23 protein-coding genes are annotated in these 24,496 nt (G+C 70.4%); 14 read left to right on the forward strand and 9 right to left on the reverse strand.

Annotated features, from left to right (window positions below; all coding sequences use genetic code 11):
* Position 1: 1 nt before the first annotated feature.
* From E3D03_RS07615 to E3D03_RS07635, 5 genes are all read left to right on the forward strand, one after another.
* A complete protein-coding gene (locus E3D03_RS07615) occupies positions 2 to 688 on the forward strand; it encodes a response regulator transcription factor (RefSeq protein WP_062561347.1) in 687 nt (228 codons plus the stop codon).
* Between the two features lie 313 nt (positions 689 to 1,001).
* Entirely contained in the window at positions 1,002 to 1,787 is a 786-nt protein-coding gene (locus tag E3D03_RS07620; protein WP_263566458.1) for an exodeoxyribonuclease III, read from the forward strand.
* 85 nt (positions 1,788 to 1,872) lie between these two features.
* Positions 1,873 to 2,784, forward strand: coding sequence for a thioredoxin family protein (locus E3D03_RS07625; RefSeq protein ID WP_263566459.1), 912 nt, complete (start codon positions 1,873 to 1,875; stop codon positions 2,782 to 2,784).
* Position 2,785: 1 nt separating this feature from the next.
* Positions 2,786 to 3,424 (forward strand): LON peptidase substrate-binding domain-containing protein, encoded by a 639-nt coding sequence (locus tag E3D03_RS07630; RefSeq protein WP_263566460.1) that lies wholly within the window; start codon positions 2,786 to 2,788, stop codon positions 3,422 to 3,424.
* A 38-nt stretch (positions 3,425 to 3,462) separates the two neighbouring features.
* Complete coding sequence (locus E3D03_RS07635) at positions 3,463 to 3,618, forward strand: Trm112 family protein (protein ID WP_263566499.1); 156 nt, start codon at positions 3,463 to 3,465, stop codon at positions 3,616 to 3,618.
* A 67-nt stretch (positions 3,619 to 3,685) separates the two neighbouring features.
* Here E3D03_RS07635 and E3D03_RS07640 read toward each other — a convergent pair whose 3' ends face one another.
* The 6 genes from E3D03_RS07640 to E3D03_RS07665 form a co-directional block, all read right to left on the reverse strand.
* Positions 3,686 to 4,027: a DUF779 domain-containing protein gene (locus E3D03_RS07640; RefSeq protein WP_263566461.1), complete on the reverse strand. Its 342-nt coding sequence runs from the start codon at positions 4,025 to 4,027 to the stop codon at positions 3,686 to 3,688.
* Between the two features lie 15 nt (positions 4,028 to 4,042).
* Positions 4,043 to 5,077 carry an alcohol dehydrogenase AdhP gene (adhP, locus tag E3D03_RS07645; protein ID WP_062561341.1) on the reverse strand — a complete coding sequence of 345 codons (1,035 nt, stop codon included), beginning with the start codon at positions 5,075 to 5,077 and terminating at the stop codon, positions 4,043 to 4,045.
* Between the two features lie 94 nt (positions 5,078 to 5,171).
* A complete protein-coding gene (adh, locus tag E3D03_RS07650; RefSeq protein WP_263566462.1) occupies positions 5,172 to 6,698 on the reverse strand; it encodes an aldehyde dehydrogenase in 1,527 nt (508 codons plus the stop codon).
* Between the two features lie 105 nt (positions 6,699 to 6,803).
* A complete protein-coding gene (locus E3D03_RS07655) occupies positions 6,804 to 7,775 on the reverse strand; it encodes a helix-turn-helix domain-containing protein (RefSeq protein ID WP_263566463.1) in 972 nt (323 codons plus the stop codon).
* Between the two features lie 161 nt (positions 7,776 to 7,936).
* Positions 7,937 to 13,423: an alpha-2-macroglobulin family protein gene (locus E3D03_RS07660; RefSeq protein WP_263566464.1), complete on the reverse strand. Its 5,487-nt coding sequence runs from the start codon at positions 13,421 to 13,423 to the stop codon at positions 7,937 to 7,939.
* 57 nt (positions 13,424 to 13,480) lie between these two features.
* Positions 13,481 to 14,542, reverse strand: coding sequence for a quinoprotein relay system zinc metallohydrolase 2 (locus tag E3D03_RS07665; protein WP_263566465.1), 1,062 nt, complete (start codon positions 14,540 to 14,542; stop codon positions 13,481 to 13,483).
* Between the two features lie 139 nt (positions 14,543 to 14,681).
* Here E3D03_RS07665 and pqqA point away from each other — a divergent pair, with 139 nt between their 5' ends.
* The 6 genes from pqqA (at position 14,682) to E3D03_RS07695 (ending at position 18,721) form a co-directional block, all read left to right on the forward strand.
* The gene (pqqA, locus tag E3D03_RS07670) at positions 14,682 to 14,774 is read left to right on the forward strand and encodes a pyrroloquinoline quinone precursor peptide PqqA (protein WP_017998684.1); all 93 of its coding nucleotides are present in this window, start codon (positions 14,682 to 14,684) and stop codon (positions 14,772 to 14,774) included.
* A 70-nt stretch (positions 14,775 to 14,844) separates the two neighbouring features.
* A complete protein-coding gene (gene pqqB, locus E3D03_RS07675) occupies positions 14,845 to 15,735 on the forward strand; it encodes a pyrroloquinoline quinone biosynthesis protein PqqB (protein WP_263566466.1) in 891 nt (296 codons plus the stop codon).
* The gene (gene pqqC, locus E3D03_RS07680; protein WP_263566467.1) at positions 15,732 to 16,508 is read left to right on the forward strand and encodes a pyrroloquinoline-quinone synthase PqqC; all 777 of its coding nucleotides are present in this window, start codon (positions 15,732 to 15,734) and stop codon (positions 16,506 to 16,508) included. The genes pqqB and pqqC overlap by 4 nt, the downstream gene beginning before the upstream one ends.
* Positions 16,505 to 16,834, forward strand: a complete 330-nt coding sequence (pqqD, locus tag E3D03_RS07685; protein ID WP_263566468.1) for a pyrroloquinoline quinone biosynthesis peptide chaperone PqqD — start codon at positions 16,505 to 16,507, stop codon at positions 16,832 to 16,834. Before pqqC ends, pqqD begins: the two co-directional genes overlap by 4 nt.
* Positions 16,824 to 17,960, forward strand: coding sequence for a pyrroloquinoline quinone biosynthesis protein PqqE (pqqE, locus tag E3D03_RS07690; protein WP_263566469.1), 1,137 nt, complete (start codon positions 16,824 to 16,826; stop codon positions 17,958 to 17,960). The genes pqqD and pqqE overlap by 11 nt, the downstream gene beginning before the upstream one ends.
* Entirely contained in the window at positions 17,957 to 18,721 is a 765-nt protein-coding gene (locus E3D03_RS07695) for a quinoprotein dehydrogenase-associated SoxYZ-like carrier (protein WP_263566470.1), read from the forward strand. The genes pqqE and E3D03_RS07695 overlap by 4 nt, the downstream gene beginning before the upstream one ends.
* On the opposite strand, the gene E3D03_RS07700 is transcribed toward E3D03_RS07695, so the two are convergent.
* The 3 genes from E3D03_RS07700 to E3D03_RS07710 are packed head-to-tail and all read right to left on the reverse strand — an operon-like array spanning position 18,709 to position 21,048.
* Positions 18,709 to 19,299: an ATP-binding cassette domain-containing protein gene (locus E3D03_RS07700; RefSeq protein ID WP_263566471.1), complete on the reverse strand. Its 591-nt coding sequence runs from the start codon at positions 19,297 to 19,299 to the stop codon at positions 18,709 to 18,711. The genes E3D03_RS07695 and E3D03_RS07700 overlap by 13 nt on opposite strands.
* Positions 19,289 to 20,059 carry an ABC transporter permease gene (locus E3D03_RS07705; RefSeq protein ID WP_263566472.1) on the reverse strand — a complete coding sequence of 257 codons (771 nt, stop codon included), beginning with the start codon at positions 20,057 to 20,059 and terminating at the stop codon, positions 19,289 to 19,291. The genes E3D03_RS07700 and E3D03_RS07705 overlap by 11 nt, the downstream gene beginning before the upstream one ends.
* A gap of 2 nt (positions 20,060 to 20,061) precedes the next feature.
* A complete protein-coding gene (locus E3D03_RS07710; protein WP_263566473.1) occupies positions 20,062 to 21,048 on the reverse strand; it encodes an ABC transporter substrate-binding protein in 987 nt (328 codons plus the stop codon).
* Positions 21,049 to 21,237: 189 nt separating this feature from the next.
* Here E3D03_RS07710 and E3D03_RS07715 point away from each other — a divergent pair, with 189 nt between their 5' ends.
* Genes E3D03_RS07715 through E3D03_RS07725 form a run of 3 tightly spaced genes read left to right on the forward strand, consistent with a single transcriptional unit; the run spans position 21,238 to position 24,458 of the window.
* The gene (locus E3D03_RS07715; protein ID WP_017998675.1) at positions 21,238 to 21,948 is read left to right on the forward strand and encodes a response regulator transcription factor; all 711 of its coding nucleotides are present in this window, start codon (positions 21,238 to 21,240) and stop codon (positions 21,946 to 21,948) included.
* Entirely contained in the window at positions 21,945 to 23,126 is a 1,182-nt protein-coding gene (locus tag E3D03_RS07720; RefSeq protein WP_263566474.1) for an FIST N-terminal domain-containing protein, read from the forward strand. The genes E3D03_RS07715 and E3D03_RS07720 overlap by 4 nt, the downstream gene beginning before the upstream one ends.
* A 3-nt stretch (positions 23,127 to 23,129) precedes the next feature.
* A complete protein-coding gene (locus E3D03_RS07725; RefSeq protein ID WP_263566475.1) occupies positions 23,130 to 24,458 on the forward strand; it encodes a hybrid sensor histidine kinase/response regulator in 1,329 nt (442 codons plus the stop codon).
* The last annotated feature ends 38 nt before the right edge of the window (positions 24,459 to 24,496 follow it).

Consider the following 24,496-nt stretch of genomic DNA (forward strand, 5'->3'; position numbering starts at 1 on the left):
AATGGCCGGACTGAAAAAGATCCTGCTCGTCGACGACGAGGACGACCTGCGCGAGGCCCTGGCCGAGCAATTGACCGCGACCGAGGATTTCGAGGTGATCGAGGCCGGCTCGGGCCATGAGGCGGTGGAACGGACCAAGGGCGCGATCTTCGACCTGGTGGTGCTGGACGTGGGCCTGCCCGATACCGACGGGCGCGAGCTGTGCAAGAAGCTGCGCAAGCAGGGCGTGAAATGCCCGATCGTCATGCTGACCGGCCACGATACCGACGCCGACACCATCCTGGGCCTGGATTCCGGGGCGAACGACTATATCACCAAGCCGTTCAAGTTCCCGGTGCTGCTGGCGCGGCTGCGTGCCCAGCTGCGCACGCATGAACAGTCCGAGGACGCCATCTTCCAGCTGGGCCCCTATACGTTCAAGCCGGCGATGAAGATGCTGATCGACGGCAAGGATCGCAAGATCCGGCTGACGGAAAAGGAAACCAACATCCTGAAGTTCCTGTATCGCGCCCAGGACGGCGTGGTGCCGCGCGATGTGCTGCTGCACGAGGTCTGGGGCTACAATGCCGGCGTGACGACTCACACGCTGGAAACCCACATCTACCGCCTGCGCCAGAAGATCGAGCCCGATCCGTCGAACGCGCGGCTGCTGGTGACGGAATCGGGCGGCTATCGCCTGGTGGCTTGATAAAGGCTAAGCGGCGGAACCGGACGCGCCGCTTCGGGTTCTGCCTGCGAAGCCCAGTGGCCGGTGGATGCGGCCACGATCACCCGGCCCCCGCACAGGCGGCCGGGTTTATCTTTGCCGCGCCGCAGCCGGGGGCGCTTCGCCCCCCGGACCCCCAGAGGATATTTGTCCAAGAAAGAAGCGGCTTTTGGCAATGTTCTTTCTTGTCGAAATATCCCACGGGGGTTCCGGGGGTGTGAAACCCCCGGCGCCGGGCGTGGTGGACAAGCCGGGCCGTGCCGCCTAGGCTCCGCCCGCGAAAAAGGAGCCGCCCATGTTCACCATCGCCACCTGGAACATCAACTCCGTCCGTCTGCGCGAGGCGCTGGTGACGCGGCTTCTGACCGAGGAGGCGCCCGACATCCTGTGCCTGCAGGAGATCAAGAGTCCGGTCGAGAAGATCCCGCTGGAAGGGTTCCACGCCCTGGGCTATCGCCACATCGTCGCGCGTGGGCAAAAGGGCTATAACGGCGTCGCGATCCTGTCGAAGCTGCCGATCGAGGATGCCGGCGACCGCGACTATGCCAGCCTCGGCCATGCCCGCCATGTCGCCGCGCGGCTGGAGAGTGGCGTGACCATCCACAATTTCTACGTGCCGGCGGGCGGCGACATTCCCGACCGCGAGCAGAACCTGAAGTTCGGCCAGAAGCTGGATTTCCTGACCGAGATGCGCGACGCCTTCCATGCCGACGCCCCCGCCCGCGCCATCATGGTGGGCGACCTGAACGTCGCCCCGCGCGAGGATGACGTCTGGAATCACAAGGCGCTCTTGAAGATCGTCAGCCATACGCCGGTCGAGGTCGAGCATCTGGGCGCGGCCCAGGATGCCGGAAAATGGGTCGACATCACCCGCAAGGACATTCCCGACGGCCGGCTTTTCAGCTGGTGGAGCTATCGCGCCCGCGACTGGGATGCCGCCGACAAGGGCCGGAGGCTGGATCACATCTGGGCGACGCCGGACATCGCCAATGCCGGCCATGGCAGCCGCATCCTGCGCCCGGTGCGCGGCTGGGAACAGCCCAGCGACCACGTCCCGGTGCTGGCGCGCTTCGACCTCTAGCCGCGGGGCTGCGGCTGCGAGGCGGCTTGCATCGCCCCGGTCGCTGCTCCATCTAGAAGGCAACCCATTCGCAAGAGGAACCCCGATGCTCGAGCTTGGCCAAGCCCCCGCCGACAAAGCCCCCGCCGACATCATCAAGGACGTGACCGAGGCGACCTTCATGGCCGATGTCATCGACGCCTCGATGACGGTGCCGGTCATCGTCGATTTCTGGGCGCCCTGGTGCGGCCCCTGCAAGACGCTTGGCCCGCAGCTGGAGGCCGAGGTCGCCCGCCACAAGGGCCGCGTCCGCATGGCCAAGGTCAATGTGGACGAGAACCAGATGATCGCCGGCCAGCTGCGCGTGCAGTCGATCCCGACGGTCTATGCCTTCTTCCAGGGCCAGCCGGTCGACGCCTTCCAGGGCGCGGTGCCGCAGAGCCAGGTCAAGCAATTCGTCGACAAGCTGGCCGCGATGGGCGGCGACGACGGCGGGCTGGCCGAGGCGCTGGACGCGGCCGAGGCCATGCTGACCGAGGGCGCCGCCGAGGACGCGGCCGAGACCTTTGCCGCCATCGCCGAGGAAGAGCCCGAGAATGCCGTGGCCTGGGGCGGGCTGATCCGCGCCCTGGTGGCGGCGGGCGACACCGCCCGGGCCGAGCAGGAGCTGGCCCGGGTGCCCGCCGCCATTGCCGGCGCCGCCCCCGTCGAGGCCGCCCGCGCGCAATTGCAGCTGGCCCGGCAGGCCGCCAATGCCGGCCCGCTGGACGAGCTGCGCGCCAAGGTCGAGGCCGATCCCGCCGACCAGCAGGCGCGGCTGGACTATGCCACCGCGCTGCATGCCGCCGGCCAGGTCGAGGAGGCCATCGACCAGCTTCTGGACGCCTTCCGCCGCGACCGCGACTGGAACGACGGCGCCGCCAAGGCGCAGCTGCTGACCATCTTCGATGCGCTGAAGCCTACCGATCCGCTGGCGCAGAAGGGCCGGCGCCGGCTGTCCTCGCTGATCTTCGCCTGACATGTCGCGCGGCATCGGCCTGAACGAGGTCATCGCGCTGTTCCCGCTGCCCGGTGCGGTGCTGATGCCGCGCACCCGGCTGCCGTTGCAGATCTTCGAGCCGCGCTATCTGCAGATGGTCGAGGACGTGCTGAAGACGCCCTCGCGGCTGATCGGCATGATCCAGCCGGCGGCGGCCGGGCTCGACGCCTTGGCGCAGGTCGGCTGCGCCGGGCGCATCGTCGCCTTTTCCGAACTGGATGACGGCCGGCTGATGATCTCGCTGAAGGCGATCTCGCGCTTCCGGCTGATCGAGCTGCGGCCGGGCTTCACCCCCTATCTGCGCGGGCAGGTGGACTGGGCGGACTATGCCTCGGATCTCAGCCCCGAGCCGGAGCAGGACCCGGGCTTTCACCGCGCCGAATTCATGGCCCGGCTGGGCCGCTATATGGAGCAGCGCGGCCTGTCCACCGACTGGGAATCCGCCGAGGCGACCGATGACGAGACGCTGGTGAATTCCATGGCGATGCTGCTGCCGCTGGCGCCCGAGGAAAAGCAGGCCCTGCTGGAATGCCAGACCCTGGCCGGGCGCCGCCAGCTGCTGGACGGGTTGCTGGAATATGCCCTGCACGGCGGCGACAACGAGGAGACGATCCAGTGAGCGAAGACACCACGACCGAACGCGGCTTCGACCGCCACATGCTCGAGGCGCTGGTCTGCCCCGTCACCCATGCCGGGCTGCGCTATGACGCGGCGGCGCAGGAGCTGATCTCGGAGGCGGCGGGGCTGGCCTTTCCGATCCGCGACGGCATCCCGATCATGCTGATCGACGAGGCGCGCCAAATCCGCGCCTGAAAGGCGAAAAGGGGGACGGGGGCGCACGGAAATCTTGGGGGAGGCCCGTGCGCCCGCGCCCGCGCGGTCAGACGCGGCAGATGTCCGACCGCACGAGAAAGCGTTTCTCGCGCCCGTTGTCCAGGCTGAACATGCCGCCCCGGCCCGGGACGACATCAATGGTCAGGATGGTGTGCTTCCATGTCTCGTATTGGCTGGCCGAGATGTAAAAGGGAAAGCCCCCGATCTCGCCCAGTTTCACGTCGCGGCTGCCGATGCGGAATTCGCCCTGCGGGTAGCACATGGGCGACGAGCCGTCGCAGCAGCCGCCGGACTGGTGGAACAGGACCGGGCCGTGTTCGGCCACGATCTCCGCCAGAAGCTCCAGCGCCGCCGGGGTCGCCTCGACCTGGTCCAGTTCCTTGTCCATCGGCTCGCGTCCTTTCTAGGCGGTCATGTCCAGCACCATGCGGCCCTCGATCTGGCCCTTGTGCATCTGCGCGAAGATGTCGTTGATGTCTTCCAGCCGGGCGGTCTGGATGGTCGCCTTGACCTTGCCTTCGGCGGCGAAGTCCAGCGATTCCTGCAGGTCCAGCCGGGTGCCCACGATCGAGCCGCGCACCGTGATACCGTTCAGCACCATGCCGAAGATGTCCAGCGGGAAGTCGCCCGGCGGCAGCCCGTTCAGCGCCACCGTGCCGCCGCGCCCGACCATGCCGATGGCCTGCTCGAACGCCTTGCGGCCGACGGCGGTGACCAGCGCGCCGCGCGCGCCGCCGTCGGTCTGGCGCCGGATGGTGCCGGCCGGATCGGGGTCGGTCGCCGCGTTCACGGTCAGCGTCGCGCCCAGCTTGCGCGCCAGTTCCAGCTTGGCATCGTCGATGTCCACGGCGGCGACGTTCAGCCCCATGGCCTTGGCATATTGCACCGCCATGTGACCCAGCCCGCCGATGCCGGAAATCACCACCCAGTCGCCCGGCTTGGTATCCGTGACCTTCAGCCCTTTATAGACCGTGACGCCCGCACAGAGCACCGGGGCGATTTCCAGGAAATCCACGCTTTTGGGCAGGTGGCCGACATAATTCGGATCGGCCACGACATAATCGGCAAAGCCGCCGTTCACCGAATAGCCGGTGTTCTGCTGGCTTTCGCACAGCGTTTCCCAGCCGCCCAGGCAATGCCGGCAATAGCCGCAGGCGGTGTAAAGCCACGGCACGCCGACGCGGTCGCCCTCTTTGACATGGCGCACGCCGGCGCCCACGGCCGAGACGTAACCGACGCCCTCATGCCCCGGAATGAAGGGCGGATTGGGCTTGACCGGCCAGTCGCCCTCGGCGGCATGCAGGTCGGTGTGGCACACGCCCGAGGCCGCGATCTTGACCTGGATCATGCCGGGACCCGGTTCGGGGATCGGCACCTCGTCGATGGTCAGGGGCTTGCCGAATTCGCGCACGACGGCGGCTTTCATGGTTTTGGCCATGAAGGTCTCCTTGAAATGACTTTTGGGAAGGGTGGGGAGGAAGCGGGCGCGCGCGACCTCGGCGCGCGCCCTGTCAGGCTGGTACCCGGCTGCCTTAGAAGAAGCCCAGCTTCTTCGGCGAGTAGCTGACCAGCATGTTCTTGGTCTGCTGGTAGTGGTCCAGCATCATCTTGTGCGTCTCGCGGCCGATGCCCGACTGCTTGTAGCCGCCGAATGCCGCATGGGCCGGATAGGCGTGATAGCAGTTGGTCCAGACCCGGCCGGCCTTGATGCCGCGCCCCATGCGGAAGCAGGTATTGGCATCGCGCGACCACACGCCCGAGCCAAGCCCGTAAAGCGTGTCATTGGCAATCGACAGCGCCTCGGCCTCGTCCTTGAAGGTGGTCACCGAGACGACCGGGCCAAAGATTTCCTCCTGGAAGATCCGCATCTTGTTATGGCCGCGGAAGATGGTCGGCTGGATGTAGAACCCGCCCGACAGCTCGCCGCCCAGATCGGCGGCAGCGCCACCGGTCAGCACCTCGGCGCCTTCCTTGCGGCCGATGTCCAGATAGGACAGGATCTTTTCCTTCTGCTCGCTCGAGGCCTGCGCGCCGATCATGGTCGCGGCATCGCGCGGGTCGCCCTGCTTGATCGCCTGCACGCGCTTGACGGCGCGTTCCATGAACCGGTCATAGATCGATTCCTGGATCAACACGCGCGACGGGCAGGTGCAGATCTCGCCCTGGTTCAGCGCGAACATGGCGAAACCTTCCAGCGCCTTGTCGAAGAAATCGTCGTCTTCACGCGCCACATCGGCAAAGAAGATATTGGGCGACTTGCCGCCCAGCTCCAGCGTCACCGGGATCAGGTTCTCGGCCGCGTATTGCATGATCAGCCGGCCGGTCGAGGTCTCGCCGGTAAAGGCGATCTTGGCGATGCGCGGGTTCGAGGCCAGCGGCTTGCCGGCCTCAAGCCCGAAACCGTTGACGATGTTCAACACGCCCGGCGGCAGCAGGTCGCCGATCAGGTTGATCCAGACCATGATGCTGGCCGGGGTCTGTTCGGCGGGTTTCAGCACCACGCAGTTGCCGGCGGCCAGCGCCGGCGCCAGCTTCCAGCAGGCCATCAGCAGCGGAAAGTTCCAGGGGATGATCTGGCCCACGACGCCCAGCGGCTCGTGGAAGTGATAGGCCACGGTGTCGCTGTCGATTTCCGACAGCGTGCCTTCCTGGCTGCGCAGCACGCCGGCGAAATAGCGGAAATGGTCGATGGCCAGCGGCACGTCGGCGGCCATGGTCTCGCGGATCGGCTTGCCGTTGTCCCAGGTCTCGGCGGTGGCGAGCAGCTCCAGGTTCTGCTCCATGCGGTCGGCGATGCGCAGCAGGATGTTGCTGCGTTCGGCCGGGGCGGTATGGCCCCATTTGTCCTTGGCGGCATGGGCGGCATCCAGCGCCGCCTCGATGTCGTCGGCGTTCGAGCGGGCGATCTCGCCGATCTCGGCGCCGGTGATGGGCGTGGTGTTGGTGAAATACTTGCCGGATTTCGGCGCGACCCAGGTGCCGCCGATATAGTTGTCATAGCGCTTGGCGAAGGGCAGGACGTTCACGCCCTTGAAGTCATGCGTCTGGTCGTTCGGCATCGTTTCCTCCTGTCAACCCGGCTCCTCCAGCCGGTTCGTCCAGAAGAGTGGGCCGTCGCGCCCCGCAAATCAACGCCGCAGCCGCGGCCCTCCGCCGAATGTGTTTCAGGGCCGAGACAGTCGCCCCGGATTTTCCGAGATCCCCAGCCGCTGCATGCGGCGATAGAGCGTCGCGCGCCCGACCCCCAGCGCGCGCGCGGCGGCCGAGACATTGCCCTCGGCCCGCGCCAGGGCGCGAATCACCGCGGCGCGCTCGGCCTTCTCGAAGCCGGTGGCCTCGTCGTCGCGGCCCAGCAGGTCCGAGGCCGGCCGCGGCCGCAGCCGGCCCTCGCGCTCCAGGCCAAAGGCGCGGCGGGCGGCGCGGTTGGCGCCGATGGCCAGGTCGTCCTTGTCCACGGCAATGAGCAGCGTCGCATCCTCGGCCCCCTCGGCCTGGGCGGCGATGATGCGCGCGCCGGGGAAGCTGACGCGGAAGAAGGCGGCCTCGATGGCGCGCGCGCTATGGGCGACCTGCGCCGCGATCAGCGCGTTCCAGCGCTCGGTATGGTCCGAGCGCGCCGAACTCACGTCCAGCGCCGCGATCAGCCGCCCGTCCGGGCCCCAGATCGGCGCGTCCATGCAGGACAGGCCGGTGTTGCGGGTATAGAAATGCTCGTCGCGGTGGATGGTGACCTGGCGGCCCTCGGCCAGGCAGGTGCCGATGCCATTGGTGCCCTCGGCCTGTTCCGACCAGTCGGTGCCGGCGCACAGCCCCCAGTCGCGGAACACCCCGGCATCGGCGGCATTGGCGCGCTGTTCCAGCACGATGCCGGTGGCATCGGTCAGCAGCACGTTGCAGCCGGTCGGGCAGACCAGCTGGAACAGCTGGTCCAGCTGCGGCCGGGCCACGGCGATGAATTCGTCCAGCCGCCCGCGGCGCTCGGCCAGTTCGCGCGCGGTCAGGCGGCGCAGCTGCGGCGGGCGGGCCGGGTCCAACCCGTGCTTGACCATCGAGCGGCGCCAGCTGGCGGCCAGCCGCGTCACCGCCCCCGGCGATTGCGAGGCCGTGGCGACGCGATCCTCATGGCGTTCGGGCAAGGTCTCCTCCCTTCCCTGTCGGTCGCGGGATTATTGCGCGCGGATGGCCATCCGGCAAGCAATGCTTTCCCGGCGCGACGCCAGGCCGCGCCGGTCGCCCCGCCCGGTCTTCTTTGCTCCCCAAATACCCACGCGACGGCGCCACCGCCGCCGCGCCGTCCTCAGGGCGTGACGGTCACGCTGCCGCCGTCGCTCCAGGCGCGGAATTCGGGGCGATACATGTCCTCGACGCTGGCGGCCGGGTGGCGGAACTGCCCGGGCGTCACCGCGCGGACGATATAGGCCAGCCGGAAGCGCTCGGACGAGGTCCAGGTCAGCGCCGCCGCGAACCGGTCGGCGCGGAACTCGGTCATCTCGGCCGAACTCTCGCCCTCCAGCCAGTCCAGCGCCGAGACATCGCCCGCCCGCAGCAGGTTCGGGTTGTCGATCTCCCATCCCGCCGGCAGCGGATCGGCGATGACCAGCCGGCCGCCGCCCTCGGATTGCGGCGCGATTTCCAGCTCGACCACCATGCGCGTGCCCTGGCTGACGCTGGCAGGGTCCAGCGCCTCGCCCTCCATGCTGTAATAGCGCCGGGAGATGCTGTAGCCCTTGCCGCCCGCCGCCACCTGGCCGCGGGGCTTGCCGGTGGCGGTCAGCGTCACCTCCAGCGCCTGCTCGCCGTTGTTGGCCAGGCTCGCGTCGGCATCGGGCAGGCTGGCGATCGGCTGGGTCAGCGCCACGCCGTTCAGCGCCGCCGGCGGCACCGATTGCGCCAGCGCCTGCGCCGCCATCACCGTCCAGAGCGATTCCTGCGTGGACAGGCTGCGGCCGTCCTCCTCGGCCCGCTGAATCTGCTCCGCAATGCGGCTGGTCAGGTCGGTCGCATCCACCGCCCGGCTTTTCGCCTCGGCCGCCAGGGCCAGCACCGCCGTCGCGTCGCGCAGCCGCGTGCCATAGTCGGCGCGGAAGACCTGCGGCTCGGGCGCGCCCAGGTTCAGAAGGTTCCGCGCCTGGGTGAACATGCGGTCGGCCCGCCCCTGGTCGCCGTATGAGGCCAGCGCCGCGCCCAGATTCGCCGCAGCCATCGGGGTCGAGAACGACCCCGCCGCCGTATCGGCGTAATAGCGCAGATCGCCCACCGTCGCCGCCCGCTCGCGCGCCAGCACCGCCAGCGCATAGGCCAGCGCGGCGTTCTCCTCGGCCGAGGCGGCGCCGGGTTCGGTGGCGTAATTGGCGCGGTTCCTCAGGTTGTCCACCGCCAGCCGGAAGCCGGTGTCCGGCACCTGGTAGCCCGCCGCGCGGGCGCGCGACAGGAAGTCGGTGACATAGGCTTCCAGCCACAGGTCGCCCGAATCGGCAGACCACAGGCCGAAGCCGCCATTGCTGCCCTGCCGGGTCAGGATCTGGGTGATCGCCTTCTGCACCTGCTCGCCGGTGTCGCCGCCGTCCACGCCTTCCAGCGCGGCAAGGCTCGGCAGATACAGCAGCGGCATCGCCCCCGAGGTCAGCTGCTCGGTGCAGCCATAGGGATAGCGCGAGAGCCGCGCCAGCGCGCCCGCCACGTCCAGCCGCGCATAGGGCCCGACCGCCGCCGCCAGCAGCGCGCCGGGCAGCATGCCTTCGGTCAGCGTCGGCGGCACGGCGATGCTCTGCCCCGGCTCGACCAGGATGCGGTCCGGGCGCTGGATGTCGGCCTCGTTCAGCGCCACGGGGATGGTGATGTCCTTGGTCAGCGCCTGGCCGTCGGGCGTGGTCAGGGTCAGGCGCAGATTGGCATGGCCCAGGGCCTCGCCGGCCGTGACCGGCATCTGGACCTGCGCCTCGGCCTTCTCGGCCAGGGTCACGCTGTCCTGGGCCAGGGTCGTGGTCAGCGGCGCGGCGCCGCCGACCTGCTCGACCGCCAGCCTGACCTCGCCCGCGGGCCCCGAGGCATGGGTCAGCCGCAGCCCGACCTGCGCCTGGTCGCCCGGCGCAAGGAAGGCCGGCGCGGTCACGGTCATCACCACCGGGTCGCGCACCAGCACGCTTGCATCGGCCTGGCCCACGCCCTTGTCGGACCAGACTACGGCCATGACCCGCACCTCGCCGTTGAAGTCGCCCACCGGCACCTCGACGGTCGCGGTGCCGTCCGCAGCCACCGTCACCGGCCCCGAGAACCAGCTCATCAGCTTTTCGGTCGGCGGCGGCGCCTCGGCCGTGGCCTGCATCGCGTCGCCGCCGGTCCGCAGCGCGCCGTCCGGGGCGCCGCTGGACAGGATCAGCCGGCCATAAAGGTCGCGCAGCCCCACCCCCAGCCGGCGCTGGCCGAAGTAATGGTCGGAAGGGTTCGGCGGCTGGAAGCCGGTCAGGTTCAGGATGCCCTGGTCGACGGCGGCGATGGTGGCCTGCACCGTCTCGCCCGCCGCGCCATCGACCTTCAGCGTGACCGGGATCACGCCGCGCGGGCGGGTCTCGGAGGGCGCCGCGATGCTGGCGGCCAGCTTGCGCTCGCCCGGATCGACGGCGGCATGGGCGAGGCCCAGCGCCCGCACCGGGGTGCGTTCGGCCTTGGCCTCGCCCAGCGGACGGATGGCGCTGACGGTGACATAGACCCCGGCGCCCCAGGCGTCCGTCACCGGCAGGTCCAGGCTGTTCTCGCCGGCCTTCAACGCCACGGTCTGCATGGACACCAGCCGGTTCGACAGCACCGAGACCAGGCCCAGCCCGTCGGCCAGCGCCTGAACCTTGACCCGGGCGGTGTCGCCGCTGCGATAGGCGGGTTTGTCCAGCACCACCTGCAAGCGGTCCGGCGTCTGCGTGCCGGCATTCGCCACCGCGCCCCAGCCGGCATAGAATTGCGTCGAGCTTTGCCCGCCCTGGCCAGATGCCGGCTCGGCGACCAACTCGTACTGACCCCATTCGACGGCACCGGCGATCTCGGCCGGGGCCTCGCCCGGCTCGGCCACGCCTTCATCGACGCGGGTGCGGGTGGTGATCGCCTCCCAGTTCCATTGCCCGCCCAGCGAATACCATTGGTAATCGGTGTCGATGCGGTTCAGCACCCAGCGCACCGGGGCGGCGGCCGGCTTCAGGTCCGGGCCAACGGCGAGCAGCGCGAAACGCGCCTCCGCGCCTTCGGCCACGGTGTCGCTCTCGAACAGCGGCTTGATGCCGATCACCGGCGCCTCGGGCATGACCACGCGGGATTCCACGCGCTCGACCGGGCGGCCGGCGCCTTCGCGGATGTCCAGCACCACCTCGGCCTCAAACGGGCGCGGGCCCAGCTCGGTGGCGGGGGGCAGGGTGATCTGCGCCTGGTAATGACCCTGCGCATCGGTCTGGCCGGGCGGCAGGCTGTCCGTGACGGGCGAGGTGTCATCCTCGCGTCCGAAGACATAGCCGTCGAACCCGGCCAGCGCGCGGGTCGGGGACAGGCGCAGGCTGCCCTCGACCGGCAGGTTCGCGGCCGGCGCGCCGAACAGCCAATGCGCGTTCAGGCTCAGCGCCAGCTCGCCGCCGGCGCGGGCCGGGCCTTCGGGCAGTTTCGGGGTGAAGTCGATGCGTTCGGGCAGGAAATCCTCGACCAGCAGGCGGGCCGTGGCCAGGGCCGGGCCGTCGGCCTCGGTGCGCAGCTCCAGCCGCCAGGTGCCGCGCGGGGCGTTGCCGGGGATGGCCCAGGCGACCACGCTGCCGCCGGCGCCGGCGGGGGTCGCCGGCATCCGGGTCTGTTCCACCCCGTCGGGGCGCAGGATCACCGCGGTCAGCGGCAGGTCCGGCAAGGCGCGCGATTCGGCGTCGCGAGCCAGCACGGTGGCGTTCACCGTCTCGCCGACGCGATAGGCGCCGCGGTCGGTGGTCAGGAACAGGTCGATCGGCGGCGCCGGAGGCTGGCCCTCGACGCCGCGATCCGACAGGTCGAATTCGGGATCCGACAGCGACAGGAAGGCCATGTCGCGCGGCGCGCGCGCGGCGCCCTCGCCTTGCCAGTCGGTGACGGTGACCAGCGCCGGCGCCGCGCCGTCCCTGCCAAGCGCCAGGCCCGGGGCGAAATGCGCGATGCCCTGGTCGTCGGTCGCAGCCTTGGCCAGCACGTCGTTCGAGCGGCTGACCAGCGCCACTTCGGCCCCGACCTTGGGCGCGGTGTCGTTCAGGCTGCGCACCGCCACGGTCAGCCCGTCGGTGCCGCTGAAGGTGGAAATCCCGAAATCCGAGATCACGAACCATTGCGTCGCCAGCCCGCTGTCCGAGGCGTTCTCGGTCGCGACGCCGGCCTCGACGATATAGATGCCGGGCTCCAGCGGGCCGGCCTCGGCCGGGATGGCGAGGCTGGTGGTCAGTTCCCGGTTCAGGCCGTCCTGGCCCACGGGCTTGGCGACCGTGGCCGTGCCCTTCCAGATCTCGCGCGCCATGCTGTCGCTGAAATAGTTGCTCTGCCAGCTGTCGAGCGGCGTCGCGAACATGTCCTCGGCCATGGCGCGGATCAGGTTGCGGTCCGAGATGCGCAGCAGGCGCAGGTCGACGACATCGGCATTGACCGTGACCATCGACAGCCGCTGGTCGCCCGAGGCGGGCAGCACATAGGCGCGGCCGGGGAAGCGGACCTCGGGGCTGCGGTCGCGGACATAGCCCTTCAGCGTCACGTCGCGGGCCAGCACCTCGCCATCGGCCGAGGGCAGGCCGGTGCGCAACGTCAGCTCGACCTCCTGGCCATGGGTCAGCCCGGCGACGCAAAGCCGGTCGTCATTGGCCTCGACCGTCAGGTCGCGGCCGGGCAGGCGCAGGAAGGGCGCGTAATCGGTGCTGGTGGACAGCGCGCGCGACATGACGGCGCAGAAGCGCGGCGTCTTGCCTTCGGATTCGACCTGGGTGTCGGTGACGCGGAACCCGTTGCGCGCCTCGGATTCCTCCAGCGCCGAGGCGATCTCGCTGTCGGCGGGCGACAGTTTCGCCGCCAGCCGCAGCGCCGCCAGCGCATCGCGGCCCCGGCCCTGGCGTTCCCAGGCCATGGCCAGCCAGGACAGCGCGCGGCCGGCGATGGCATCCTGGCCCGCGCGCAGATAGCCGTTGATCGCCATCGCGGCGACCGCGTTCGAGGCGTCGCTGTCGTTCTGGTCGCCGGTATAGAGCGTCAGCCGCGCGAGATTGGTCCAGTCCTCGGCCCGGTCATAGCGCGCGGCCTCGGAGGCGGTGATGCGGGCGGCCAGCGCCAGGTCGCCGCCGCTCTCGGCCGCTTGCGCGCTGCCCTGCGGATAGTCGGCCATCGGCGGGTGCAGCGCCGGGAACGAGCGCGCCTGCGCCTGCGCCTGGCTCAGGTCCTGCGGCGCGATGAAGGGGGCGGCGGCGGCGCGAGACTGCGCGCGCAGCCGCGCTTCGCTGTCCAGCGTCACGACATGGCCCGAGATCGCGCCGACGAATCCCGCGGCGGCGCCGGTGCCTTCGCCCTTGGGAAAACAGGCGCGGGCGCGTTCGTTATAGGTCAGCGCGGTGCAGGCGTCGTTCGCGACGCAGGCCTGCACGCAGGCTTGCAGCGTGGTGTCGAAGATCGGGCCCAGGTCGCCGCCGGGCAGGTCGGTGTCGGCCTGCAGCGACAGCCGCCGCTCGGGCACCGGTGCCTCTTCAGCCTGTGCATTTCCGACCAGCAGCAGGGCGGCCAGGGCCGCCGCGATGAAACCGTGCCGAGGTGCCATGACCTTCCTCCCGATGCGCTCGGCATAGTTGTGGCATCGGGGCGCGGGCGAGGCAATCTATTCCCATTCCAGCTCGGCGAAGGCCGTGGCGGCATTGCGCGCGGTGACGGCCTGGAAATCGGCCCAGCCTTCCGAGAACGGCCGCATCGCCTGCACGATGGCGGGAATCGCGGCGGACAGCGCCAGCCCGCGGCCAATCGCCTGCCGCGCGGCGTCGCGCAGCGCGGTCAGGTATTGCCGCTCGGGCGCGGTGGCGTCCTCCCACAGCTCGGTCACGGGGCCATGGCCGGGCACGATGCGCGCGGGGGCCGGGTCGGGCGGTGTGTCCAGCCAGCCCAGCCAGCCCGCCAGCGAGCCGTCGAGCGAGGGCGTCAGCCCCAGGAACACCAGATCGCCCGCGAACAGCGTGCCGCTGTCCTGATCCAGCACGGTCAGGTCGCTGTCGGTATGGGCGGGCGGCACCGGCACCAGCCGCAAGTCGCGCCCGCCCAGCGAGATCGTTTCGGGGGCCGTCACCGGATGATCGACGGCGGCGATGCGGGTGCCGGCGAAGTTCCCCGCCCCGATCTGGCGCGGCACCGAGATCACCCAGGCCTCGGCCCGCAGCGCCACCGCCTGCGGCAGGCGGGCGTCGGCGACAACGGTGGCGCCGGCCTCGGCAAAGACCTCGGCGCCCAGGATGTGGTCGGGGTGCATGTGGGTCAGGATCAGGTGGCTGACGGGCAGGTCGGTGACCTGGCGGATCGCGGCGTAAAGCGCCTCGCCCTCGGCCCGGCTGCCGCCGCTGTCGATGACCGCCACCGTGTCGCCGACGATGAAGCCGGAATTGGCGATCCGGCCGCGGTTCTGCGGCGAAAGCTGGTCCATGGCGCCCTGGTGCAGATGCACGCCGGCGGCGATTTCCTGCATGGACAGCGCCGGCAGCTCGGCCGTCTCGACGCAGCGGGTGCCGCCTTCGCCCGGGGTCAGGTCGGGATGGCGTGCCAGCCAGTCGCGCGCGATCGCCGCCGCGCCCGCTTCGCAGGCCTCGCGCGCGGGCGCGTCGCCCGCCGGCAGAAGCCGGCCCTCGCATACCCCCGGCTGCGCCGCCAGGCAGGCGCTGAGGATCAGGTGAAACATGGCCCGCATCCTTTCGCGCGCAGCCTAGCACCGCGGGGCGGGCGCGGTCATCTACGACCTTTGGCGCGTTGACTGGCCGGCGGACCGGCCTAGCATTCAAGGGACCGCGACATGCGGCGACCTGGAGGAGGAGATCTATATGGCCTGGACCAAACCCGCGCTGACGGAAATCGCCTGCGGCATGGAAATCAACATGTATGCCCCGGCCGAGGACGAGCCGGTTCTGTTCTGACCTGACCCGGCGATTTCCGGGCCCGGCTGCCTGGGTAAACGGGCGGCCGGGTCTGCCGGAAGAGGCAAACATGCGTATCGTGATCCTTGGCAGCGGCGCCGGCGGCGGCCTGCCGCAATGGAATTGTGGCTGCCGCAATTGCGATGCCGCACGCGACGGCCGCATCCCGGCGATGAGCCAGAGCGGCATCGCCATCTCGGCCAACGGCCGTGACTGGGCGCTGATCAACGCCTCGCCCGACCTGCGCCAGCAGCTTGCCGCCTCGGTCCACCTGCGGCCGCAGCGGCTGCGCGGCTCGCCCATCCGCTCGGTGTTGCTGACGAATGGCGACATCGACCACGTGGCCGGCCTTCTGACCCTGCGCGAGGGCCAGCCCTTCGACCTTTACGCCACGCCCGCCATCCATGCGGTGCTGGCCGCCAATCCCATGCTTGCGGCGCTGGACCCGCAGGTGGTGACGCGCCGCGACCTGGCGCTGGACCAGCCCTTCCAGCTGACGCCGGGGCTGATGGCGACGCTGTTCGCCGTGCCGGGCAAGGTGCCGCTTTACCTGGAAGGGGACGAGGTCGACACCGGCCTGATGGGCGAGCAGACCGTGGGGGTCGAGCTGTCCGCGAACGGCCGGCGGGTGTTCTACATTCCCGGCTGCGCCTCGGTGCCCGGCTGGCTGCGCGAGCGAATCGCGGGTGCGGACGCGCTGCTGTTCGACGGCACGCTGTGGAGCGATGACGAGATGCTGCGCGAGGGGCTGGGCCGCAAGACCGGCCGTCGCATGGGCCATGTCTCGGTCTCGGGGCCCGAGGGCAGCCTGGACGCGCTGCGCGACGTGCCGCTGCGCGCCCGCATCTATGTGCATCTGAACAATTCCAACCCGCTGGTCGATCCCTCCAGCCCCGAACGCGCCGCTGCCGAGGCGGCGGGCTGGCAGGTCGGCCGCGACGGCATGGAGATCGTGCCATGAAGATCGCCGACCACCGCGCCCAGAGCCGGGCCGAATTCCACGAACGCCTGCGCCGCATCGGCGCCGAGCGCTATCACGACCGCCACCCGTTCCACAAACGCCTGCACGGCGGGCAATGCTCGCCCGACGAGGTGCGGGCCTGGGTCATCAACCGCTGGCAATACCAGTCGCGCATCCCGATGAAGGACGCGGCCTTCCTGTCGCGGCTGGACGACCCGCAGATGCGCCGCATCTGGCGCAGCCGCATCGAGGATCACGACGGCGGCGTCGATGAGGGCGGCGGCATCCGGCGCTGGCTGGCCCTGGCCCGCGCCGTGGGGCTGGACCCGGATTATGTCGCGAGCGGCGCCGGCGTGATGCCCGCGACGCGATTCGCCGTCGATGCCTATGTCCGCTTCGTGCGCGACATGCCCTTGCTCGACGCCGTGGCCGCCAGCCTGACCGAGATGTTCGCCCCCAAGATCCACGCCGAACGCATCGAGGGCCTGCTAGAGCATTACGATTTCGCCGACGAGACCAGCCTTTCCTATTTCCGCAAGCGCCTGACCGAGGCGCCCAAGGACGTGGAGTTCGGCCTGAACTATGTCCTCGACCACGCCGATACGCTGGAGAAACAGGACGCGGCGGCGGCGGCGCTGGAGTTCAAGACCGATGTGCTCTGGGCGCAGCTCGACGCGCTGTGGCACGGCTATGTCGAGGGCCGCATCCCGCCCGGCGCATGGCGTCCGGCCGAGGGGCTGGCGGCCGCGCCGGCGCAGGCGGCCGCCTCATGACCGGGCATCGCATCAGCGGCGGCTGCGTGCCCTATCTGCCCCGGGGGGTGCGGCTCTATGACGACCGGGTGCGCGGCATGCGGGTGCTGCTGGCGCCGGAACGGGCCATGCAGCTGGACCCGGTCGGCGACGCGATCCTGTCCGAACTCGACGGCCGACGCAGCCTGGCCGAGGTGGTCCTGACACTCTGCGAACGCTACGCCGCCCCCGCCGAGCAGATCGAGGGCGACGTGCAGGAGTTCATCCGCGGCCTCGTCGACCGGCGCATGGTGTTCCTCGCCTGCGCCGAGGGCGACGCCCAGCAGGGGTGCCAGGATGAAGGATGAGCCGATCCCCCGCGACATCGACGGCCATCCGGTCCGCGTCGGCCTGCCCATGGCGATGCTGGCCGAGCTGACGCATCGCTGCCCCCTGGCCTGTCCCTATTGCTCGAACCCGGTCGAGCTGACGCGGGTGCAATCCGAGCTGACGGCGGCGGAATGGGCCGACGTGTTCCGCCAGGCCGCCGATCTGGGCGTCTTGCAGGTGCATCTGTCGGGTGGCGAGCCGGCCTCGCGCCGCGACCTGGCCGAGATCGCGCGTTCGGCGCGGGATGCGGGGCTTTACGTCAACCTGATCACCTCGGGCATCGGGCTGACGGAATCGCGGCTGCGCGAACTGGACGGCGTGGTCGATCACATGCAGCTGTCGCTGCAAGGCATCGACGCCGAGATGGCGGACTGGATCAGCGGCTATGGCGGCAGCTTCGCGCGCAAGATGCAGGTGGCGGAATGGATCGGCGCCATCGGCTTTCCGCTGACCCTGAACGCGGTGGTGCATCGCCAGAACCTGGACCGCCTGCCCGAGATGATCGACCTGGCCGAGCGGCTGGGCTGCCGCCGCATCGAGGTCGCGACCGTGCAGTTCCACGGCTGGGCCGACCTGAACCGCCGGCCGCTGATGCCGACCATGGCGCAGGCGGCCCGCGCGCGCGAGGTGGTGAACGCCGCCCGCCAGCGGCTGCGCGGGCGCATGGTCATCGACTATGTCCCCGCCGACCATCACGCCATCTATCCGAAAAGCTGCATGGGCGGCTGGGGCTCGACCGGGCTGAACATCGCGCCCGACGGCACGGTGCTGCCCTGCCATGCCGCGCAGACCATCACTGGGCTGCGCTTCCAGACCGTGCGCGAGGCGCCGCTGGCCGCGATCTGGCGCGACGGCGCCGCCTTCAACGCCTTTCGCGGCACCGCCTGGCTGCCCGAGCCCTGCCAGTCCTGCGACCGGCGCGAGGTGGATTTCGGCGGCTGCCGTTGCCAGGCCATGGCCATGGCCGGCGACGCGCGCGCCACCGACCCGGTCTGTTCGCGGTCCGGCCTGAACGCGCAATTGCGCGCCGAGGCCGAGGCCGATGCGACCAGCGACGACACCGCGCTGGTCTATCGCCGCATGGCGAAAGAGAGGCGGATATGAGACTTGCGTTGATCCTGACCCTGCTGGCCGCCCCCGCCCTGGCGGCCGAGGTGGAAAACCCGATGCTGCCCTCGCCCCTGTGGGACGACCTGCGCTCCAGCATCATCGGCACCGAGGAAGAGCCGCCGGTGGACCCGGCCGTCTTCGACCTCGACGCGCCGAAGCGGGCGGACAATCCGGCGCTGGTGCCGGTCCATGTCACCCAGCCGCCCGGCGCGCCGGCGATCACCGCGCTGACGCTGGTGGTGGACGGCAACCCGGCCCCGGTCGCGGCCGAGTTCACCTTTGGCAAGGCGCTGATGCCCTTGGATTTCGAGGTGCGGGTGCGGGTCGACAATTACTCGGACCTGCGCGCCATCGCCACGCTGGAGGACGGGCGCAAGGTCATGGCCGGGCGCTATGTCAAGGCTTCGGGCGGCTGCGCGGCGCCGGCCGGGAAAAGCATGGACCAGGTGCGCGCCACCATGGGCCAGATGCGGTACCGCCAGACCGAAGAGGCCGGCCGGCAGATCGGCACGCTGATGATCCGGCACCCGAATTTCTCGGGCCTGCAGCGCGACCAGGTGACGCTGCTGACCATCCCGGCCGAGTTCATCCAGACGCTGGAGGTCAAGCAGGGCGATGCGGCGCTGTTCACCATGGACGCCGGGATCTCGATTTCCGAGGATCCGGTGTTCCGCTTTGCCTATGCGCCGGGGCAGGGGCCGGTGACGGTCCATGCCCAGGATACCGACGGGCGGGTCTGGGATCAGTCGTTCTGAAGCCGCGCCGGGCTGCCCGACAGATGCAGCGGCCGGGCGGCCAGCGCCTGCGCCTCGGCGGGGTCGTGCGTCACCAGCACCAGACCGGCGCCCGAGCGGTCCAGCAGCGCGCCGGTCAGCGCCAGCATGCGCGCCCGCGTCGCCTCGTCCAGCGAGGCGAAGGGCTCGTCCATCAGCAGGATGTCGGGGCCGGCGGCAAAGGCGCGGGCCAGCGCCAGCCGGCGCTGCTGGCCCAGAGACAGCTGGCGCGGGAACTTGTCCTCGTGCCCGGCCAGCCCGACCTGCGCCATCCAGTCCCGCGCCACCGCCGCATCGCAGCCCGTGGGCAGGGTGATGTTGCCGACCGCATCGCGCCAGGGCAGCAGCACGGGTTCCTGGAACACCACGGCCAGGCGGTCGCCGCCCTGCAACCGGCCGCGATAATCGCTGTCGAGCCCGGCCAGGATGCGCAGCAGCGTCGATTTGCCGATGCCCGAGGGCCCGAGCACCGCCAGCCTTTCGCCGCGCCCGACCGCCAGCGACAGCGGACCCAGCACCGCGCGGCTGCCGAAGGATTTGCCTTGCAGATCAAGCCGCATCCTGCCTCCAGCGGTTGGCGCGCGATTCCAGCGGGCGCAGCAGGAACAGGTCGATGGCCAGCATGACCGCGACGAAGGCCAGTGCCCAGGCCAGCACCCCGGTCACGTCGAAGCTGGAAAACAGCAGGTGGATCTTGAAGCCGACCCCGTTCGAGCGGCCGAGGAACTCGACCACCAGCACGATCTTCCAGATCAGCGAGATGCCGGCCCGGGCCGAGGCCGCGATCTGCGGCGCAAGCTGCGGCAGCACGACATGGCGCAGCCGCGGCAGGGGCGCCATGCGGAACGTCCGCGCCATGTCGTCGAGGTCCGGCCGCAGCGCGCGCGTGCCCTCGCGGATCATCACCGTCACCACCGGGATCTTGTTCAGCGCCACGGCCAGGATGGCGGCGGTCTCGTTGAGGCCGATCCAGATGTAGCACAGCACGATCACCACCAGCGCCGGCACGTTCAGCAGGATGATGAGCCCCGGGTTCAGCCAGTCGTCGGCGGCGCGCGACCGGCCCATCCACAGGCCCAGACCCATGCCCACCACCATGGCCAGCGCAAAGCTGGCGGCGACGCGGAACAGCGTCATGCCGGCGTTGAGCCACAGCTCGCCGCTGGCCGCGAGCCCGGCGATGCGCGCGGCGACATGCCAGGGCGCGGGCAGGGTCTGCGGCCGGTCGGTCAACTGCGAGGCAACGGTCCAGACCAGCAGCATCGCCGCGACGGACAGCAGCCCCGGCAGCAGGGCGCGAGAGGGGCGGCCGGGGCGCATGGTTACTCCGGCGACCAGAACAGGCCGTCGGGCAGGGTGGTGACGCCGCCGGTCAGCTCGTCGCCGCCCAGGCGCGCCATGGTGGCGAACATGGCCTGCGCATTGGCGACATCGACCGGGCCGGGCAGCGGGATGCCGGCGCGCCAGCCGGCGCGCAGCGCCTGGAACTCGGCGTCGTCCCGGGCCTCCATCAGCGGGCGCAGATCCTCCCAGGCGGCATCGTCGCTGGCCAGCAGTTCCTTGGCGGCGCGCGAGGCCCGCGCCAGCCCGGTCGCCAGCGCCGGGTTGGCGGCGATCCAGTCGTCGCGCAGCACATAGCCCAGCAGCGGGGTGCCGGGGTCCAGTCCCAGCGCCTCGGCCGCCGTCGCGACCGAGATCAGCTCGCGCATGCCTCGCGCCTGCATCTTGGCCTGGAAATGCCAGAAGTTGATCGCGGCATCGACCTCGCCGGTTTCGGCGGCGTTCAGGATCATCGGCGGGGCGCCGAAGACCTGCTGGCTGATGTCGGCCAGGTCTTCGCCCAGCTCCTCGCGCGACCAGGCGCGCAGGATCAGCCAGCTCTTGTCCACCGGGCCGCCGGCGATGCCGATCTTCTTGCCGCGCAGGTCGGCGAGCGTCCTGGCCGGGCTGTCGGCGCGCACCATCAGCCCGCCCACGGCGGTGGAATAGGGCAGGAAGGCGAAGCCGGTGCCGCGCGCGCGCTGCTGCGCCACCCACAGCCAGTCCGAGACGATGGTATCGACCTCGGCCCCCTGCATGGCGACCTGGGTCGCGGGATTGCCGGCCAGCACCATCGGCACCAGCCGAAAGCCGTTCGCGCGGTCGAAACCGCGCTTGATGATGGTCTGAAGCTCCCAGTTGACGGTGCCGTTCTCCAGCGTGCCGACCCGGATCGCCGGCAGTTCGGCCTCTTGCGCGCGGCCTGGAAGCGCGGCCGAGGCGCAGGCCAGCCCCAGGCCGATCAAGGCCGTTCTTCTGGTAAGTTGCATGCGATTTTCCCCCCTGCTGACGGTCAAACTGCCACCTGTCCGCGCCGGGGCCAATACATCCGAAGTCGCACGCCGGCGCCAGCCCCCGCGACCAACGGGCTTGCGCTGCCGCCCCGGGGCCGTAAGATGGACGGGAACGGGCCGCGGGCGAACACGCCCCGCCCCTGTCGTTTCTTTGGGAGGAGAACGATGGCCTCAGCCGAAATGCAGTCGCAGGACCGCGCCGCATCGCCAAGGCTCACCGCCGACCGGGTCCGCGAGATCCTGATCGTCGATGACCACCCGCTGATGTGCGACGCGCTGGCCCTGACGCTGAAGATCAGCTTCGGGCTGCGCAATGTCCGCACCGCCCGCAGCCTGGCGGCGGCCCAGGAACAGATCCGCGCGCAGGGCGCGCCGGACGCGGTGATCCTGGACCTGAACCTGCCCGATGCCAAGGGTGCCGAGGGGCTCGTCACCCTGCGGCGCCAGATCCCGGACGTGCCGATCACCATGATCTCGGCCGATCTGGAAAACGCCATGATCTCGGCCGCGATGGCGGCGGGGGCGCAGGGCTATGTCAGCAAGTCCCTGGGCCGCGAGGCGCTGGTCGACAGCCTGCGCCGCATGTGGGAGGGCGAGCGCGTCACCCCCGACAGCTATCAGCCCGACAGCGTCGGCGAGGAGGACGCCGCCCGCGTCGAGCTGGCCCGCCGCTTCGCCAGCCTGACGCCGCAGCAGATGAAGATCCTGCGGCTGATCTGCCAGGGCAAGGCGAACAAGGAGATCAGCTACGAGCTGTCCATCGCCGAGGCCACGGTCAAGACCCACATCACCGCGATCATGTCCAAGATCAACGCCCGCCGGCGCACCCAAGCGGTGCTCCTGGCCAATAGCGTCCGGCTGTTCGAGCCGGCATGACCAGCCAGGCCGCGCCCGCGCCCTGGCCGGGCGGCGTCCGTCCGGGGGCCGCGGCGCAGCCGCCGGGGCCGCGGGTGCTGTCGGTCGCGGCCGGCGCCTCCGACATTGCCGCCCGCATCGCCGCCGAGATGGCGCCGCTGGAACCGGCGCTGGTCCTGCTGTTCGGCATGCCCGCGCGCGGCATGCCGGCGCTGGGCACCGAACTGCGCGAACGCCTGGGCACGGGTTGCCGGATCGTCGGCTGTTCCTCGGCCGGCGAGATCGGCCCGCGCGGCTATTGCGCGGCGACGGTGACGGCGGTCGGCTTCCCCTCGGCCAGCTTCCGGGTCGGGGTCTGCGTGCTGCGCAACCAGGCGCTGGTGCCGGCCTCGGAATGGATGGCGACGCTGCGCCGCTTCCACGCCGATTTCCGGCCCGACCTGCGCCGCTCGGTCTTTGGCGTGGTGCTGCCCGACGCCCATGCCCGGCAGGAGGACGTGCTGACCGCGACGCTGGATGCGGCGATCCCCGGCCTGCCGGTGGTCGGCGGCTCCAGCGCCGAGGGCATCCTGTTCGCGCCCAGCTGCCAGATGGTCGACGGCGCGGTGCATGAGGGCGCGGCGCTGTTCCTGCTGCTGGAAACCGATCTCGCCGTGGCCGAGGTGCTGTTTTCGCATTTCAGCCCGACCGACAAGCGGGCGGTGGTGACGGCCGCCGATCCGCACAACCGCATCATCCTGGAGTTGAACGCCGAGCCCGCGGCGCAGGAATACGCCCGGCTGGCCGGGCTGGCGCCCGAGGCGCTGACGCCGACGGAATTCGCCCGCCACCCGCTGCTCTTGCGCACCGGCAAGCGCCATCATGTCCGCGCCATCCGTGCCGTCACGCCCTCGGGCGGGTTGCAGCTGATGTCGGGGACCGAGCCGGGCCATATCCTGACGCTGGGCCGGGCCATGGACATGACGCGCGGCTTTGCCGAGGTGATGGACGCGCTGCCGCGCCCGCCGCTGATGGTGCTGGGCTTCGACTGCATCCTGCGCCGGCTGGCGCTGGAACGCGCCGGCATGATCCCGCAGATGTCGGAACTGCTGGCCCGCTATCGCGTCGCCGGCTTCAACACCTATGGCGAGCAGCACAGCGGCATGCATGTGAACCAGACCTTCGTCGGCATGGCCTTGATGCCGCCCGAGGCGGGCTGAGCCATGTTCCTGCGCGAGGACGAGCCCCCCGCCCGCCGGGCCGAGAAACTGGCCCGCATCACCGACGTGCTGGTCGACCGCATCGACCGGCTCGAGGAATCGCGTGGCTCGGCCTGGTCGATGTTCCAGGCCGCCGTGGCGCTGGAGCGCGAGGTGCAGGTCCGCACCCGCGAGCTGGAAAAGGCGCTGGCCGACCTGTCGGAACGCAACCGCGAGCTGGCCGTGGCGCGCGCCTCGGCCGAAGAGGCGAACCGCTCGAAGACCCGCTTCCTGCGCGCGGCCAGCCACGACCTGCTGCAGCCGCTTTCGGCCGCCAAGCTGTTCCTGTCGGCTCTGAAGGACACGACCCTGGACGAATTCCAGCGCGAGCTGACCGGCCGGCTGTCCGGCGCCTTCGATTCGGTCGAGGAGCTGATGCATGCGGTGCTGGACATTTCGCGCCTCGACAGCCAGCGCATCGAGTTCCAGCGCAAGCCCGTGGACCTGGGCGACATGTTCCGCCGGCTGGCGGTGGAATATGCCCCCATGGCCGAGGCCAAGGGGCTGCGGCTGAGTTTCGCGCCGACCTCGGTTCTGGTGGAAAGCGACCCGACCTTCCTGCGCCGCATCGCGCAGAACCTGGTCTCGAACGCGATCAAATATACCGACCGCGGCGGGGTGCTGGTCGGGGTCAGGCGGCGCGGCGAACGCGCCTGGCTGGAGATCTTCGACACCGGCATCGGCATCGCGGCGACCGACCGCGCCCGCATCTTCGACGAGTTCCAGCGCATCGGCCGCGAGGGCGGCGGCGTGCCGGGCATGGGGCTGGGCCTGTCGATCGTGCGCCGCGCCTGCGCCAAGCTGGGCCATCCCATCGCCATGGACAGCGAGCCGGGGCGCGGCACGGTGTTCCGCGTCAGCCTGCCCTTGGTCGCGCCCTGCGCCGAGCCCGCCCGCAGCGAAGGCGCCCGCGCCGGCCCGTCGCTGCGCGGCTGCGTGGCGCTGGTGGTGGAAAACGACGATGCCATGCGCCGGGCGCTGGAGCTGGTGCTGAAGGACCGCCTGGGCATGGTGCCGCGCGTCTCGGGCGGCATCGCCGAGGCCTTGGCCCAGATGGGCGACGAGCCGCCGGACGTGGTGATCGCGGATTACAATCTCGACAATGGCGACAACGGTTTGCAGGCGATCCAGGCCTTGCGGCAGGCTGCGGGGCAGCCGGTGCCGGCGATCCTGGTCACGGCGCAGCGGGCGCCGGAACTGGCCCGCGCCAGCCATGCCATCGACGTGCCGCTGCTGGAAAAGCCGGTGCGGCCCGAGGATCTGGCCGCCATGCTGCAACAGCTCCTGGCCTAAGACCAAAGCCGGATAAAGCCCGACGCGGACTTTCCCGC

Source organism: Paracoccus sp. DMF (genome assembly GCF_004407025.1).
GTDB classification, from domain to species: Bacteria; Pseudomonadota; Alphaproteobacteria; order Rhodobacterales; family Rhodobacteraceae; genus Paracoccus; species Paracoccus aminovorans_B.

What these genes read in the sequence shown, in the direction of transcription:
- E3D03_RS07615 (WP_062561347.1), top strand. Translation starts at nt 2, where the DNA reads ATGGCCGGACTGAAAAAGATCCTGCTCGTCGACGACGAGGACGACCTG.
- E3D03_RS07620 (WP_263566458.1), top strand. Translation starts at nt 1,002, where the DNA reads ATGTTCACCATCGCCACCTGGAACATCAACTCCGTCCGTCTGCGCGAG.
- E3D03_RS07625 (WP_263566459.1), top strand. Translation starts at nt 1,873, where the DNA reads ATGCTCGAGCTTGGCCAAGCCCCCGCCGACAAAGCCCCCGCCGACATC.
- E3D03_RS07630 (WP_263566460.1), top strand. Translation starts at nt 2,786, where the DNA reads ATGTCGCGCGGCATCGGCCTGAACGAGGTCATCGCGCTGTTCCCGCTG.
- E3D03_RS07635 (WP_263566499.1), top strand. Translation starts at nt 3,463, where the DNA reads ATGCTCGAGGCGCTGGTCTGCCCCGTCACCCATGCCGGGCTGCGCTAT.
- E3D03_RS07640 (WP_263566461.1), bottom strand. Translation starts at nt 4,027, where the DNA reads ATGGACAAGGAACTGGACCAGGTCGAGGCGACCCCGGCGGCGCTGGAG.
- adhP (WP_062561341.1), bottom strand. Translation starts at nt 5,077, where the DNA reads ATGGCCAAAACCATGAAAGCCGCCGTCGTGCGCGAATTCGGCAAGCCC.
- adh (WP_263566462.1), bottom strand. Translation starts at nt 6,698, where the DNA reads ATGCCGAACGACCAGACGCATGACTTCAAGGGCGTGAACGTCCTGCCC.
- E3D03_RS07660 (WP_263566464.1), bottom strand. Translation starts at nt 13,423, where the DNA reads ATGGCACCTCGGCACGGTTTCATCGCGGCGGCCCTGGCCGCCCTGCTG.
- E3D03_RS07665 (WP_263566465.1), bottom strand. Translation starts at nt 14,542, where the DNA reads ATGTTTCACCTGATCCTCAGCGCCTGCCTGGCGGCGCAGCCGGGGGTA.
- pqqA (WP_017998684.1), top strand. Translation starts at nt 14,682, where the DNA reads ATGGCCTGGACCAAACCCGCGCTGACGGAAATCGCCTGCGGCATGGAA.
- pqqB (WP_263566466.1), top strand. Translation starts at nt 14,845, where the DNA reads ATGCGTATCGTGATCCTTGGCAGCGGCGCCGGCGGCGGCCTGCCGCAA.
- pqqC (WP_263566467.1), top strand. Translation starts at nt 15,732, where the DNA reads ATGAAGATCGCCGACCACCGCGCCCAGAGCCGGGCCGAATTCCACGAA.
- pqqD (WP_263566468.1), top strand. Translation starts at nt 16,505, where the DNA reads ATGACCGGGCATCGCATCAGCGGCGGCTGCGTGCCCTATCTGCCCCGG.
- pqqE (WP_263566469.1), top strand. Translation starts at nt 16,824, where the DNA reads ATGAAGGATGAGCCGATCCCCCGCGACATCGACGGCCATCCGGTCCGC.
- E3D03_RS07695 (WP_263566470.1), top strand. Translation starts at nt 17,957, where the DNA reads ATGAGACTTGCGTTGATCCTGACCCTGCTGGCCGCCCCCGCCCTGGCG.
- E3D03_RS07700 (WP_263566471.1), bottom strand. Translation starts at nt 19,299, where the DNA reads ATGCGGCTTGATCTGCAAGGCAAATCCTTCGGCAGCCGCGCGGTGCTG.
- E3D03_RS07705 (WP_263566472.1), bottom strand. Translation starts at nt 20,059, where the DNA reads ATGCGCCCCGGCCGCCCCTCTCGCGCCCTGCTGCCGGGGCTGCTGTCC.
- E3D03_RS07710 (WP_263566473.1), bottom strand. Translation starts at nt 21,048, where the DNA reads ATGCAACTTACCAGAAGAACGGCCTTGATCGGCCTGGGGCTGGCCTGC.
- E3D03_RS07715 (WP_017998675.1), top strand. Translation starts at nt 21,238, where the DNA reads ATGGCCTCAGCCGAAATGCAGTCGCAGGACCGCGCCGCATCGCCAAGG.
- E3D03_RS07720 (WP_263566474.1), top strand. Translation starts at nt 21,945, where the DNA reads ATGACCAGCCAGGCCGCGCCCGCGCCCTGGCCGGGCGGCGTCCGTCCG.
- E3D03_RS07725 (WP_263566475.1), top strand. Translation starts at nt 23,130, where the DNA reads ATGTTCCTGCGCGAGGACGAGCCCCCCGCCCGCCGGGCCGAGAAACTG.